Annotated in this window: 7 protein-coding genes; 5 read left to right on the plus strand and 2 right to left on the minus strand. The window is 54.9% G+C overall.

Features of this window, described 5'->3' with window-relative positions:
- Positions 1–94: 94 nt before the first annotated feature.
- Positions 95–1,612: a DUF3536 domain-containing protein gene (locus VFA09_10175; GenBank protein ID HZU67631.1), complete on the plus strand. Its 1,518-nt coding sequence runs from the start codon at positions 95–97 to the stop codon at positions 1,610–1,612.
- A 75-nt stretch (positions 1,613–1,687) separates the two neighbouring features.
- On the opposite strand, the gene VFA09_10180 is transcribed toward VFA09_10175, so the two are convergent.
- Together VFA09_10180 and ffh are read right to left on the minus strand one after the other, a co-directional pair.
- Entirely contained in the window at positions 1,688–3,385 is a 1,698-nt protein-coding gene (locus VFA09_10180; protein ID HZU67632.1) for a L,D-transpeptidase, read from the minus strand.
- Between the two features lie 72 nt (positions 3,386–3,457).
- Positions 3,458–4,972 carry a signal recognition particle protein gene (gene ffh / locus VFA09_10185; GenBank protein HZU67633.1) on the minus strand — a complete coding sequence of 505 codons (1,515 nt, stop codon included), beginning with the start codon at positions 4,970–4,972 and terminating at the stop codon, positions 3,458–3,460.
- A 366-nt stretch (positions 4,973–5,338) separates the two neighbouring features.
- Here ffh and VFA09_10190 point away from each other — a divergent pair, with 366 nt between their 5' ends.
- The 4 genes from VFA09_10190 (at position 5,339) to VFA09_10205 (ending at position 14,897) form a co-directional block, all read left to right on the plus strand.
- Complete coding sequence (locus VFA09_10190) at positions 5,339–7,807, plus strand: amylo-alpha-1,6-glucosidase (GenBank protein ID HZU67634.1); 2,469 nt, start codon at positions 5,339–5,341, stop codon at positions 7,805–7,807.
- Between the two features lie 1,377 nt (positions 7,808–9,184).
- Entirely contained in the window at positions 9,185–11,356 is a 2,172-nt protein-coding gene (gene dnaG, locus VFA09_10195; GenBank protein ID HZU67635.1) for a DNA primase, read from the plus strand.
- A gap of 321 nt (positions 11,357–11,677) precedes the next feature.
- Positions 11,678–13,099, plus strand: a complete 1,422-nt coding sequence (gene rpoD, locus VFA09_10200; GenBank protein HZU67636.1) for an RNA polymerase sigma factor RpoD — start codon at positions 11,678–11,680, stop codon at positions 13,097–13,099.
- Positions 13,100–13,229: 130 nt separating this feature from the next.
- Entirely contained in the window at positions 13,230–14,897 is a 1,668-nt protein-coding gene (locus VFA09_10205; GenBank protein HZU67637.1) for an ATPase, T2SS/T4P/T4SS family, read from the plus strand.
- Positions 14,898–14,997 lie beyond the last annotated feature (100 nt).

The following is a 14,997-nucleotide window of genomic DNA, read 5'->3' on the forward strand; positions in this document are numbered from 1 at the left end:
CCGTTACAGTAAGTAGAGAGGAATTTGTGTGTCGTTCTGGTAGTGACAGTGCTGATTTTGCTGTTTGCTTTACCAGTAAAGGTGATTAGATTCTATGCTTGATCAAAAGAACACTGCCGATCCTGGCGAGGGATCAAAACTCGGCCCTGCATACCTGTGTCTGCATGGGCATTTTTATCAGCCTCCGCGCGAGGACCCATTTACCGAATTGCTCCCCATTGAACCCGGAGCCACGCCTTATACCAACTTCAATGAGAAGATTACCGCCGAATGTTATCGTCCCAATGCCGAGGCCGGCAATTTTGATGAAATCAACTATGATCTTGGTCCGACGCTGGCCGCGTGGCTGGAAGACGCCCATCCCGACGTGTACCGCCGCATCATCGATGCCGACCGGCATCACATGGCCCGCTATGGCGTAGGCAATGCCATGGCGCAGGCCTACAACCACACCATATTACCGCTGGCCAATACGCGTGATAAACGCACCCAAATTGAATGGGGCTTAAGCGACTTTCGCCATCGCTACGGGCGCGACGCCACCGGCATGTGGCTGGCGGAAACGGCCGTAGACATCGAAACGCTCGACCTGCTGGCGCAATACGGCGTCCGCTATACCGTGCTGGCTCCCTGGCAGGCGGCCGCGCCTATCGATCCCAGCGAGCCTTATATCGTGCGCCTGAAGGATGGGCGCAGCATCACCGTCTTCTTCTACAATGCGCCCCTGTCCGGCGGCGTCTCTTTCGACTGGGACACCACCAGCAATGCCGACCTCTTCGCGGCCAGCTACCTGCCCGAAAATCTGGTACAGAGCAAACGCCAGAACGGAGAGGCGCAGTTGATCCTGATCGCCACGGATGGCGAGCTCTATGGACATCACAAACCCTGGCGCGATAAATTTCTGGAGCATCTCGTGCATACCGGCGCGCCATCCTACGGCTTCGAGGTCTGCACGCTGGAACGCTACATGCGTATGTACCCGGCGACAAAAGAGGTTGAGCTGCGCGTACCAAGCGCCTGGAGCTGCAGCCATGGCGTAGCGCGCTGGGATACTGGCTGCGAATGTACCGAGGGCGACAGCAGCTGGAAAGCGAAACTGCGCTCGGCCTTGAATCGCCTGGCCGGACATATTGACCAGCTCTTCGAGCAATACGCCTCTAAAACGCTCGCCAACCCCTGGGCCGCTCGCAACGCTTACCTGCCCGTTCGCAACGGCTGGGAAACGCCGGAGAGCTTCTGGGCGAACCAGGGCAGGCATTCCGGCCCGCCGGCCGATCCCTTGATGGAACAGCGCACCCTGCTCTTGCTCGAGGCGCAATACTACACACAGTGTAGCTTCACCAGCTGCGGCTTCTTCTTTGAAGACCTGGACCGCATCGAGCCGCGCAACAACATCGCTTTTGCCCGCCGCGCCATCAGCCTCACCTGGCAGGCGCTGGGCATCGATCTGCAGCCGGATTTCGTCAACGACCTGAGCGCGGCCAGAAGCTGGCGCAGCTCGCTTACAGGCGCGGACATCTACCGGCAATTGCCCATCGTGCGCCCCGACCTGCTGCCGCCATTATCCTTGCCGCCAACGGAAGAGGCTGAAGAAGAAGAGAATATCGCGTAGTTCAGGATTTTACGCAATGAAAAGCCCATCCATGGATGGGCTTTTCATTGCGTAAAATCCTGAACTACGCGGCCCCTAATACACCGCGATCTGCGTGTTCCAATCTGTATGGGCGTATACCCATGCCGCCTGGTCTTCCTGCATATTGATGCAGCCGTGGCTGCCGTTGCCGGCAAAAGCCTCATCGCCGCCAACATCATAGTGCGGGAACTGCGTGCCGGGACCGAAGTTCACGCGCCACCACGCGTCATGCACGAAGAAACCACCCCAGTGATAGAGAATGGCATAATTAATGTGCGTCGGCGGGTACCAGAAAGGCGAACCCGGCGGATCATCGGACTTGAATTCCGTCGGCGACTTGCGATCCTGTACCGTCCAGACACCGGGCAGCGCCGGACGCTCGACACGGCCTGTCGTCACCAGGAAAGCATTGATCAGCTTGCCGTTATCGTAGACGCGCATCGCCTGCTCGACGAATGAGACCATCAACACCATACCCTGCTTCAAACTCGGATAATGCTGGAACATTTCCAGGTCGGTCTGATGCACCTTGTTGTAGGGGGTGTGATCGTAATAATCCTGCTCCAGCATCTGCAGGTTGAAGAACTCGTTGTTCTCCTCATCGACTACGGCCTGGAAGTCTGATGGAGCATAAGCCCAGCTCAGGTCGCGGCTGATCCAGTAGCCAATGCCATCCGAGGTGTAGCCGGCATCGAGAATGTAGTTATTGCCATCGAACGTATCGTGATACAGGTGCGCTTTGCCCCATGCTCGCGCCTCGCGGTCCAGTTCGCCGACCAGGTAGTTGGCCGCGCCCTGCACCAGGTCATCATGCATAGTGGCAATATCCGCGTCGATCTTCGCGGACACAGACAGGTATTCCGCGATGTTGGTCACCTTCTTCATCGCTGCCTGGTCAGCCGCATACAGCTTTTGATAAGCGCTCGCATCCATGCCATAGGTCTTCAACAGGCCGAGCTGCGTCTTGAACTCGCTGAGCTTGGCAGCGCCTGCATAAGGCAGGGCCAGCATCGAGTTTGCCACCGCCATCGAATACTGCGCGTCAACCAGGCTGCTGAGATTCTGGAAATCTGCCGGCCTCACCGCGTTGTTGAAAGTGACAAGGTCGCCCTGGTATTGAACCTGCATGGCGGACACATCGAGACGCGCCTTCTGCATCTGATTGATAGTGTCCTTGAACGTCGTAAGCTGCGTATATGTCGTTGCCAGCAAGTGCAGAGCCTGGATCGCGCTTCCGGCGTCGCGACTGATGGCGATGTAATCCTTTGGCGTCACAGCAGCGGCCAAGAGCGCGTTATCCTTGTTATATTGCTCGAAAAAAGCCTGAATATTGCCGGCCTTTTTCGTAGCCTGGACCGCCAGCGTCTGCTGGAAATCCTGCATATCCATCTGCGCCTGTGTCGCATACTGATCGGTCACGGAACTGATGATACCTTGCAATTGAATATAGAGCTGGTGATATTGCCTGGCTTGACTTAGATAATAGTCCGTATCTGGTTGGTCATTGAAGAGGGTAAAGGGCGCGCTCGTGGAACTCAGCTGCTGTTCCTGCTTCACAATAGGTGCGAGTTGTGAAGCAGGAACACCGCTCGCCTCAGCATGTTGCAGCGCGGTATCCAGCTGCGATTTGTTCTGGCTGGCCTGCTGCTGCGATTGGCTGGAGCCTCCACAGCCGCTCGTCACCAGCATAAAGCCAACCAGCATCGCCGCCAGTAGGGAGTGAGCCAGGTGAATAGAACGCTTTGCGCGCATAGAGGGTCACCTCCGTCCAACTCGTGATTTCTGTTTTTGTCAGGTCAACGCCGTTGCCGGCAATGTCAACGATTACCTCCGGCCACCGCGTGATTTCTGTTTTTGCCTGCGTTTCTCTTTACGTGCGGCCTTGCCCGTCTTCTTCCCACCTGACCCATTTGGCCTCGGCAAAGCCGGTACCCGCATGTCGGGCATATCCTCCATCCCCGGTAAGCCTCCGGGTAGAGCTCCACTTCCGGCGAATTGCCGCGCCATTCTCGCCCACGGGCCCTTGCCGGTGCTAACCTGGCGCATCATCGTGCGCATCTCATTGAATTGAGAAAGCAGCTGGTTGACATCCTGCGGCGTCATGCCACTGCCACGAGCGATACGCTTCCGGCGACTGCCATTGATAATATCGGGATTACGCCGTTCCTCTTTCGTCATCGAGAGGATAATTGCCTCGATATGCTTCAGGTGATCGCCTTCCAGCGCCTCCTCCATCTCAGGCATACTGGTCAGCTTGTTGAAACCCGGCAGCATCTCCATCACCGACCGCAACGGACCCATGCGTTTCAACTGGCGCATGGCGGTGAGAAAATCTTCCAGGTCGAACTTGCCCTGCTGCATCCTGGCCTGGGCCTTGAGCGCCTCTTCCTGGTCGATGGTCTCCTGGGCGCGCTCGATCAGCGAAAGCACATCGCCCATTCCCAATATACGCGAGGCCAGGCGATCAGGATAAAACGGCTCCAGGGCATCCGTTTTTTCGCCCACACCCATGAATTTGATTGGCACGCCCGTCACCGAGCGAATAGAAAGCGCCGCGCCGCCGCGAGCATCGCCATCCATCTTGGTCAGGATCATGCCCGTCAATGAGACGGCCTTATTGAAGTCATCGGCCACGCGCACTGCTTCCTGGCCGGTCATGGCGTCCGCCACCAGCAGCACCTCGCGTGGGCGCACGCGGTTGCGAATATTGATGACCTCCTGCATCATGCGCTCGTCGATGTTCAGGCGACCAGCCGTGTCCAGGATCACCACCGTCGCGGCCTGCTCGCGCGCATAGTCAATCGCGTGTACGCAGATATCGACCGGGTTGGCGCCCGTCGGCTCGGAATAAACCGGTATCGAGAGCTGCTTGCCTAGCGTTTGCAGCTGGTGAACAGCAGCGGGACGGTACATATCGGCCGCGACCATCAGCGGGCGCTGCCCCTGCTGCTTGCGCAGGTAGTTCGCGAGCTTGGCTGCCGTCGTAGTTTTACCAGACCCTTGCAGGCCGACCAGCATAATCACGTTCGGGGGCGTTCCACCAAGGTCCAGCTTATTCTTGCCCTCGGTTCCACCCAGCATCTCTATCAGTTCGTCATTGACGATTTGAAGCACCTGTTGCGCCGGCGAGAAACTGCCCAGGACATCCGTGCCAACGGCTTTCGCCTTCACCCGTTCAACAAATTGACGCACAAGCTTCAGGCTGACATCCGCTTCTAGCAGCGCCAGTCGCACTTCGCGCATTGCCTCATCAACGTCTGCTTCGGTCAGCTTGCCCTTGCCACTAAGATTTGTGAAGACCCCTTCGAGACGATTTGATAAGCTTTCAAACATTGCCATAATTGCGTTTCCTCTCTCGCCAGATAAAAAAATTTGCCCCCTATTATATCACGTCCGCTGGCCGAATTTGATCTCTTTATTATTTTGAACGATCTATCACAATCTGGTCACACTTCCTGACAATTTATCGCAATTACGCACCGGTGTATAAAAATCCATAGAAAGAACTATATTTTTCCATTTGCATTATGATAAACTTGTGGGGGAGAGAAAATGACCTTTGATAAATCAGGTTGCCTGGCAAGGGCAAGACCCTGTGACAGTCTTGTAATAAAGAGCGAAATTCGTCCGCGTAGCACGCTTAAAAAAGGGGTCCGGGATTCATCGTGTCCCCTCCATTGATAATGAACAAGAGGGCGAGGAGCTATGCCCATTATTTTAGATCGCAGTATTTGTTGCGATTTCAACGAAACAATTTCACGGGAATGGCTGATCACCAACGGCCTGGGAGGTTACGCTGCAGGCACGGTCGCCGGCACGCTGGCACGCATGCAACACGGCCTCCTGGTAGCGCCTCTCCATGACGAAGCCATACCTCATGTGTTGCTCGCGAAGATCGACGAAGAGGTCGTCTTCGATCAGCGCACCTACTATCTTGGCACTAACGAGTACCAGGATGGAACGCTCAACCCCGCGGGTTTTGTCCATCTTGAAACATTCCATCTTGAAGAAGGCTTCCCTGTTTTCACCTACCGCGTGGGCGGGATTCATGGCATTACGCTGGAGAAACGTATCTGGATGCCACAAGGTTTGCATACGACCTATATCCAGTATCGCGTCCTGCGCGCAATGCCACAAGAGCGCGCCTACAATCATAGAACGCCCGGCAATGGGCGGATGCAGGGAAATAGCTTCTTACAAGATACGTCGTCGTATGGATATGGGCGCAATAACGGGCGCCCGCAAGAGTTCGCCGCCACGGAGCCGTCTGCCCTGACGCTGACGTTGCTGCCATTCACCTCCTACCGCCCTTATGATAAGCCGCAATATGGCAACCTCGATTGGCAATTTTCGCTTCAAATGCACGCGCCGGAAGCAGGCGACGAAGTGGATAGCAGCGGTTTATCGCAAAGGGCCGGTGAATCGGCGGTGGGCGCGATCAATCGGCCCCTACAGCTTCCCCGTGGCGTGATCGGCTGTACTATTCGCGCCTGGGAAGGAGCTGTACCTTTCTCGATTTTTGTCGTTGGCCACCCGGAAAGCGAAACGACCTTTCTACCAACTGGAGTCTGGTACTGGCACTTCCTGCGCAGGCAGGAACAGGCGGCAGGCCTGACCGCGATAGACGACCTCTACCTTCCGGGAGTCATCAAGACTAAACTCTGGCCCGGCGAGGATGCCACACTGACGATTATTGCGACTACCGAAGAATTGTCGTCTTTGACGTTCGATACAGGCCAGATTGCACGCTCCCGCACTTCCGCCGTTGAGCGGGCACGCAGTTTTTTACAACCGCAGCGCTACTTTGGCGAGGGCGGTGAAACGGCGCAAACTCTCCCGGTGCTGCCGTTCGCCGCTTCCCGCGAAGCGCAGATTGATGGCGAAGAGTTCTTACGGCTGCTGCTCCAGGCCGGAGATCGTTTTATCGCGCAGCGCGCGTTGCCCCGCGACAACGAATTTGGCAACAATTCCGCGTTCTTTAGTAATACAGAGCACGTTCCGGTTATTGTACCCGGCTATTATGACTTGCACGCTTCAACGCGAGAGGCATTGATTGCGCTTCCAGGATTGACCCTGGCTACCAGGCGTTATAGCGATGCCCGGCGTATCTTGCGCAGCCTGGCCCGCCATTTCCGGTATGGATTGTTGCCGGACCACCTGCCAACACGCGCCGCGCCACTAACAGAGCAGGATTATGGCAGCGTAGATACCGCGCTGTGGTACTTCTACGCTCTTGACTCCTACCTGCGGCTGACGCGGGACCATCAATTGCTGGATGATCTCTATACCCGGCTCGCCGATTGTATCTCGGCATACACGCGCGGTACTTCCAATGGTATCCGCGTCGATAGCGGGGACGGCCTGTTGCAGGCACACTCGACCGGAAAAGCCCTGACATGGATGAATGCCATGGACAATGGCGAACCGGTAACGCCACGCTACGGCAAACCCGTCGAAGTAAATGCTTTGTGGTACAACGCGCTACGCCTGATGGATGAGTGGACACACTGGCTTTTCTCGCTGGGCCGCCTTAGCCATACTACTGACTTCTATATAGAGGAAAGTACGCGCTGTAAGCACAGCTTTAACCGGCGTTTCCAGTACGCGCTTGGTGGTTACCTGTATGATGTAATCGACGGACCGGAAGGTGATGATACGCGCTTCCGGCCAAATCAACTGCTGGCGCTCTCGCTGCGCTATCCGGTGCTGGATACATCGTTTGCGCGCCTGGTGATGGGACTGGTGACGGAGCGACTGCTAACGCCTTTCGGCCTGCGCACCCTGGCCCCGGATGAAGCCGGGTATGCAGCTCAGATTCCGGCGAACGCGCGCGAGCAACAGCAAGCGCTGCACCAGGGAAGTGTCTGGCCCTGGCTGGTCGGGCCATATGTGGACGCAATGCTTCATCTCGAACAATCGAGTGAGGACACGGGCTCCCGTAAGGAGCAGACCTGGCATAAAGGGCTGCACGCGCTCCAGTCTTTCCGCAGGCAACTTGACCACGGAATGTTAGGCATGATTGGAAATATCTATGATGGTGATGCGAAAGAGAACTCTGAAACTCATGGGACACAACTTGTGGCTTCGGCCTTGAGTACTGGCGAACTCCTGCGTGTCTATAAGTTGTTAGCGCAAACAGGAATGCGCCATCTCGATACCGCTTTCTCGGTTTGAGCCTTTGTGGTACCTCGAAGAGGTACTTCTGCACAATTTTCCACCGAGTTATCCACATTCATTGTGGATAACTCGCTATTTTTGGCTGCCGGAACCCCCTGAAAAGATGAACGCAATCACGCTTCTCTTCACATGAAGAGGGGAATGAAAGCGAGCATATATTGATGAATCCCGCAATTTATGAGCGCTACCCCGTAAACGAGTTTTCCACATTTGTGGTGGATAAGTTTTCCACACTATCCACACAGCAAGCGACTAGATAAGCAGTTTTCCACAAAAATTGTGGACGAGTTTTCCACACTATCCACATCATAGCCCTGCCATACTGGTTTTCCACATTTGTGGTGGATAAGTTTTCCACACTATCCACATCGTAATCACAGGTGCTTCTGGTTTTCCACATTTGTGGTGGATAAGTTTTCCACACTATCCACACACCAGGCGGCCAGGTAAGCGGTTTTCCACAAAAATTGTGGACGAGTTTTCCACACTATCCACACAGCAAACATCCAGGCGCGCCACTTTCCCATTTCTTGCGGGCGAGTTTTCCACACACATAGAAGAGATAGATACTATGGAACTCATTTATATTCTAGGGTTAATCACGCCGGAGTACGGAAAAAGTGGATAAGTGGGCCGAAATTGTGGACAACTTCACGAAATTGTGTAAAAGTGCCTGCTTTACCTTTTGCTTGTTCTACCTGTCCAAAGGGATGAGTTATTGTCCACAATTTTTGTGGACAAGTTATCCCCAGGCCGGGGCAGCGGTGGATAACCACAAATTACTATCCACAGCAGTTGGGGATAACTTATCCCCATAGCATGGCGCAGGTGGATAAACAGGTACCGGTTATCCCCAATGAACAGGTTTTTATCCACCCGCCAACTGCATTTATCCCCATAGAATACACCGCGCTATTCCCGGTGGATAAGTTATCCACGTGTGTTCGAGTGGCTCTCCAGGCTCCTGCGCAGGCAATCCAGATCAGAGTAAAACGGCGTTACGAGGCACTTATCCACTTTTCCACGCTCCCTACTACTGCTACGAGATTATATTTTGTAATAAAAAGAAAAAAGAATCATAGTAATTAGGGGAAGTGGATATGTGGATAAGTGCCTTATAGGAGATTTTTCCAGATGGCCTATGGCAATACTATTGGGGCTTATCGTTCGTATTTAGTAACGAGTAGTACATTTGGCGTAATATTACTTGTAACCATGTAGAATTATGTAGAATAGCGCGACTTTCTGAGATATGGTTCGTTATATGTGTTGTAAGATAAACAGAGCAACCCTGTAGCACCACATTTTACCATTCGGCGCCGGTCGTGTTGTCGGCTCTATGGCCGATTCCCCGATTGGAGGATTGAAACAGTAATGGCATCTTTAATCGAGGAGATCAAAGCGAAAGTAGATGTGGTGGACGAGGTAGGGCTGGTTGTAGGCCTGCAGAAATCAGGGAAATCCTTGAAAGGGCTGTGTCCCTTTCACAACGAGCGCACACCGTCATTTTATGTGTTCCCAGAATCACAGACCTGGCATTGTTTTGGATGTAACGAAGGCGGCGATATCTTTTCGTTCGTCGAGAAGCAGCAGGGGCTGGAGTTCCGCGATGCCTTGCTCTACCTCGCGGAAAAAGCCGGTATCGCGGTCGAGGGATATGAAGGTGACAGGGACCCGGAGCAGGAACGCGAGACACACGCCGCGAAGGAGCGATTGCGCAAGCTCAATGAGGATGCGCAGTTGTGGTTTCACCAGTTGCTATTGCGTTCAAAGGAGGCAGCGGAGGCACGCGCTTATATAAGGAAGCGCGGCATTTCGACCGAATCGGTGATCGCCTTCGGCCTCGGTTACGCGCCCGACCGCTGGGATGGCTTATGCAACTATCTGCTGGGCCTTGGCTACAGCGAACGGGAGCTGGTGAATGGTGGGTTGGCGCGGGTGCGCGGCAATACGAGTGTGTGGGAGCCGATGGATGGGCATAACGAGAGAGCCGGTGAGACTGAAGAAAATGAAGCGGAGCAGGGCGGCAGTAGGAAAAGTGGTGGGGTCTATGATTACTTTCGCAATCGTATCATCTTTCCAATCCGTGATATACGGGGAAGAGTGATTGGCTTTGGTGGCCGTGCCCTGGGTGACGAGCCGCCGAAGTATCTCAATTCGCCCCAGACGGCGCTCTTTGAAAAAAATACGGTGTTGTATGCCCTGGATCTGGCAAGGGAGGCCATCAAGCTTGAGAAGCAGGTGATTATCGTCGAGGGCTATGTCGACGCGATAATCGCCCACCAGTATGGCACGAAACAGACAGTAGCCTGTATCGGCAGCGCTATAACTGAGAAGCATATCCAGCAGTTGAAGAAGCTGACGAAGCAGGTAACGCTGGCGCTCGACCCGGATGCCGCCGGAGCAGCAGCTACCGAGCATGGCATACAGGAGGCTTTGAAAGGCTTTGATCGCAAGGTTGTGCCTGTGCCGCTGGCGGAGGAGGGTTCCGGGGCGCCACGATGGCGCCGGCGCGCTGAGCCGCGTGGGATGATTCGGCTGGAAGAGCAGGTAGACGCGGAGATCAATGTGCTGCAACTGCCGGCGGGAGAAGACCCGGATGAGGTGATCCAGCGTGACTTCGTGGCCTGGTCCTACGCGGTAGCGCATCCACTGCCATTGGTCGATTACTACTTTGTAGTGAAGACGGCGGACCTGAATTTACGCGAACCGGCTGGCAAAAGTGAGGCCGCGAAACGTCTATTACCAGTAATAGGTATGATTTCTGACCGCATCAAGCGAGACGCATATCTGAGAAAACTGGCGGGAATGATCAGTATCGACGAGCGCAGCCTCAACGATGAGTTGCAGCGTCTCCTGAGCAGGCAGAGATCACCCGGGGTGCGGGCGGAGTTTAAAGAGCGCGGTGGTCAGCACCTGGGAAGTGAGAACGGACGAGCGCAGCCGGCAGAGCATGGAGCGGGCGATGAAGACGAGTTGGCGGCGGGGCAAAAGGAGCAGGGAGGCCAGGCGAAGGGGCAAGCAAGGGGAGAGGAGCGAGAGCGAGAAAAAACAAGAACATTTGGACTTGACAGGTATAGTCGTAATAGGTTACAATGGGAGGACTACCTGATTGGGCTACTCTTGAAGAATCCTGGGCTAAGTAAACATATTTGTGGTATAATAACAGATGGTGACTTTGCCGGGACAGACACGCGAGAGTTGTACCGCATAATCAACACGGTGTATCAACGTGGTTCTTCCCCCTTATATCAACCCTTTGAAGAATATGTGCCTTCTGTGTTGCTGGGAACGCTGGCGCGAGCACGGAAGAACATTGAAGCAGGATCGCCTTTAGATGGTGAGGGGTTGATTAGAGATGCGGAACAATGCGCTTTTCGCCTCAAACGCGCATCTCTGAGAAAAAAGATTACAGAACTTGGGAACATTCTAAGAGAGGCGGAAAGCGCGCGCGATATTGCTACGACTCGGCAGTATCAAGAGCAATTGCAGGAATGCTACCGGCAGTTGCGCACGATTGACTCGGCAACACATTTACAGGGATGAGGACGAGTAGGGAAGCAGATAATCGCAGCGGTGCTGGATGAATCCGCGCTCTACATGGTAGCTAATAGTGGGGATGCGAGGCTTTGCGACCTGGGATGGGTCGGTCGAAGAGAATAGTGAGCGGTATCATTTTTTCTGTTAATGAAATGATCAGGAGCGGGCGAGCCATTACGTTTATTTGGAAATATCGTCAGGGTGTCTGGCGTTCTTCCAAGTGAGGAGGAAGTAGTCACACTTTGCTCGTCTGGATGATCTGGACGAGAGGAAATTACTGGAATTATCGTTATTATTATCGCCTGTTTTCTGAAGGGGGATGCCAGAATGGTGAATATGGAAGCCAATAAGAACGGCGCCGGTGCGGCGACGCTGCGTACCCGGCGCCACAACAAAATCTCAGAAATGCAAGATCTGATTGAGAATGTGCAGCGTCCACAAACGGAGCCTTTGAGAAATATGTATGCAAATGAGGTTGACGCCTATGCAGCGCGCAGTGTGCGACAGAACGAGTTTGAAGCGCCATTCGAGGAATCTCTATTAGGCAAGGATGATAGCTTTATCGGCATTGGCGACATCGGGGATATGGGTGATATGCGGGAGACAGGCAATTTAGGCGATCTGGGTCATGATGTTCACGCGACAACGGGCGGGAGTCTGGTGACGCCTGTCGATACGCCTGAGTCATTTGACCTGTTTGCGAAGCTACAGGATGATGAAGGTATGGATGCGCTGGATCCAAGCAAGGAGCCACCGGCTGACTGGGAGCCCGGCCCAGAAGATGAGGTCGATGTGGAGCAAATGGGGCACTCACGGTGGGATGACTTGCACGATGGTATGGGTATTATTGTTGCCGACCTGGAGAGCAGCCTGGACGATCCCGTCCGCATGTACCTGCGTGAGATCGGGCGCGTTCCCCTGCTTTCTGCGGAGGAGGAGGTTCGCCTGGCGCAACGGATGGAGCGCGGGCGCGCTGAGCTGCTGAAGCCGGTGACGAGCCGGAACTATCGCCTGATCGATGACGGCGAGGAGGCGCAGCGGCGCCTGACAGAAGCGAATTTGCGCCTCGTGGTGAGCGTTGCCAAAAAGTATATCGGGCGCGGCATGAGCCTGCTGGACCTGATCCAGGAGGGTAATATCGGCCTTATCCGGGCCGTGGAGAAGTTCGACTATACAAAAGGCTATAAATTCAGCACGTATGCGACGTGGTGGATTCGCCAGGCAATCACGCGCGCCATCGCGGACCAGGCGCGCACGATTCGCATTCCGGTGCATATGGTGGAAACCATCAACCGCCTGATTCGTATCAGCCGCCGCCTGCTGCAAGACCTGGGGCGCGAGCCTACATCCGAGGAAATCGCCGCTCAGATGGAGATCAGCCCGGAGAAGGTGCGTGAGATCATCAAGGTCAGCCAGGAACCGGTCAGCCTGGAGACGCCGATTGGCGAAGAGGAAGACAGCCACCTGGGTGACTTCATCGAGGATCACACCGCCCTGGCGCCTGCCGATGCAGCCAGCCACCAGCTCCTCAAGGAGCAGGTGGAGGATGTCCTCGACAGCCTGACGGAGCGCGAGCGTAAGGTATTGCAACTGCGCTTCGGCCTGGACGATGGACGCAGCCGCACGCTTGAGGAAGTCGGCAAGGAGTTCCACGTCACGCGCGAGCGTATCCGGCAAATCGAGGCCAAGGCCCTGCGCAAGCTGCGCCACCCCAGCCGCAGCCGCAAGCTGAAAGATTACCTGGATTAAGCGTTAACGTAGTAAAGAGAGGGACGCGATAGTCGATATCGCGTCCCTTATTTTTGGCCCTCATTGCCTACTCGCTATACTGGACATAGGAAATTATTCGAACATTCATAGTCCATAAAGCGAGATGTCTATGCAAGTTGATCAACTGAATGCTGAAGTTTCAGCTTCTTCCATACCATTCAATACACCGCGCGCGCGAACAGGTATGCGCACTGCTCTACGTATCGATAACCGGAGTACCATGCCGCCTCTTGCTCGCAATGCAGAAGATAAGAGCATTCTTCTTCAGCAGAGAGAAGAGGAGAAGGCTTCACCTGAGGATATAGATACCCTTCCCACCTTGATACAGGAGTCACGGCGCTCAGAGCCTGGTGAGGAAGATGCGTGGCTTAACGATGTAATGCCACCGCTCTCCGCATTGAAGCGCCCCCAGCATGAAGCAGAACCGGCAGAACCTGAGATGCCCCCGGATACCTCAATCTCTCACCAGCAATCTCCGCAAGTGCGCGAGCCTGAAGATAGTCCCGAACCAGGAACCGGTATTTGCCCCGGGCACCGCCTCTGGCCCGTAGTGCTGCAACTCAGCACGCGTATCTGGGAGGAAATCATGCACGTGCAGGGCAAGGTGCCGGGCCAGAGGCGCGGTATGGTAGATTTTGTGCGCAGGCGCGCGCTCGCGCTTTTGCGTAATGAACCACCTCTGGCCGGCCACATGCACAATCTCGATGAGGTAGAACAGGTTTTACGTGGCATAGTGGACGAGGTGCTGGGATATGGGCCGCTGGAGGGATTGCTGCGCGATGACGAGGTAACAGAGATTATGGTTGTGGGACCTCGCCTGGCATTTGTTGAGCGTTCAGGGCAGATTCGAGAGGTACATTGCCATTTTGAAGATGAACAGCATATGATGCGCATTATTGGAAACATGTTGCGACACGCGGGCCGTTCTATGGAACCTGGTCGCCCTGCGCTGGATGTGCGCCTGCCCGGTGGTACGCTGGTGAACATCGTGATGCCACCACCCGCTATCAAAGGACCCGCGATCACGATGCGCAAACCATCCCGTGTGCGGCATGGGCTGAACGAACTGGCGCAGCTCGGCTCGATGTCTCAGGAGATGGCGGACTTTCTTGCCACTTGCGTAAGAGCGCGGCTGAACATTATCATTTGTGGCGAAAGACGTTCCGGGCGGACGACGCTATTGAATGCCCTGGCGACGTGCATCCCGGCAAACGAACGTATTGTGACGGTTGAGGAACTGGCGGAACTGCGCCTGAACCAGAAACACGTCGTGACATTGGAGGCCCATTCAATTGAGGAAGAGAACTCTCGCAAGTCCGCGATGCGAGACCTGGTAGCGAATGCCTTGCGCATGCAGCCGGGGCGAATAATAGTTGGCGAGTGCCGCGGCGCTGAAACAGCGGTGCTGCTTTCTGCCATGCATTCCGGCTACGATGGTTCTATGACAACCATCTTCGCCAGGCACGCACAGGATTGCGCCGGCAGGCTAGAAATGCTATGGCTCATGGAGGAGTCGCACCTGCCATTCGCGACGATACGAAAACAGGTTGCCCGGTGCCTGAACCTGATCATCCACACAGGATTTGCCAGCGACAGATCGCGTAAAGTGCTTGAAATTGTGGCCGTACAGGGAGATGATGGAGACAGGGTGAAGCTCCAGAGCATCTATCACTATGTTGATATGGGAATTGATGAAAAGACGGGCAAGCTCCGGGGCAGCTTTGAGCCGCAAGGCGTTCACCCCGCCTGCTTCACGGTAGCGGCATCGGCAAGGTAGAGGGAGTGCCATCAAAAATCGGGACCAGGGCAATCACCCTGGTCCCGATTTTTGATGATAACCATAGATGGTGTTATACTACCCCTATGGCTCACGTAAA

The organism is Ktedonobacteraceae bacterium, from assembly GCA_035653615.1.
GTDB lineage: Bacteria > Chloroflexota > Ktedonobacteria > Ktedonobacterales > Ktedonobacteraceae > DASRBN01.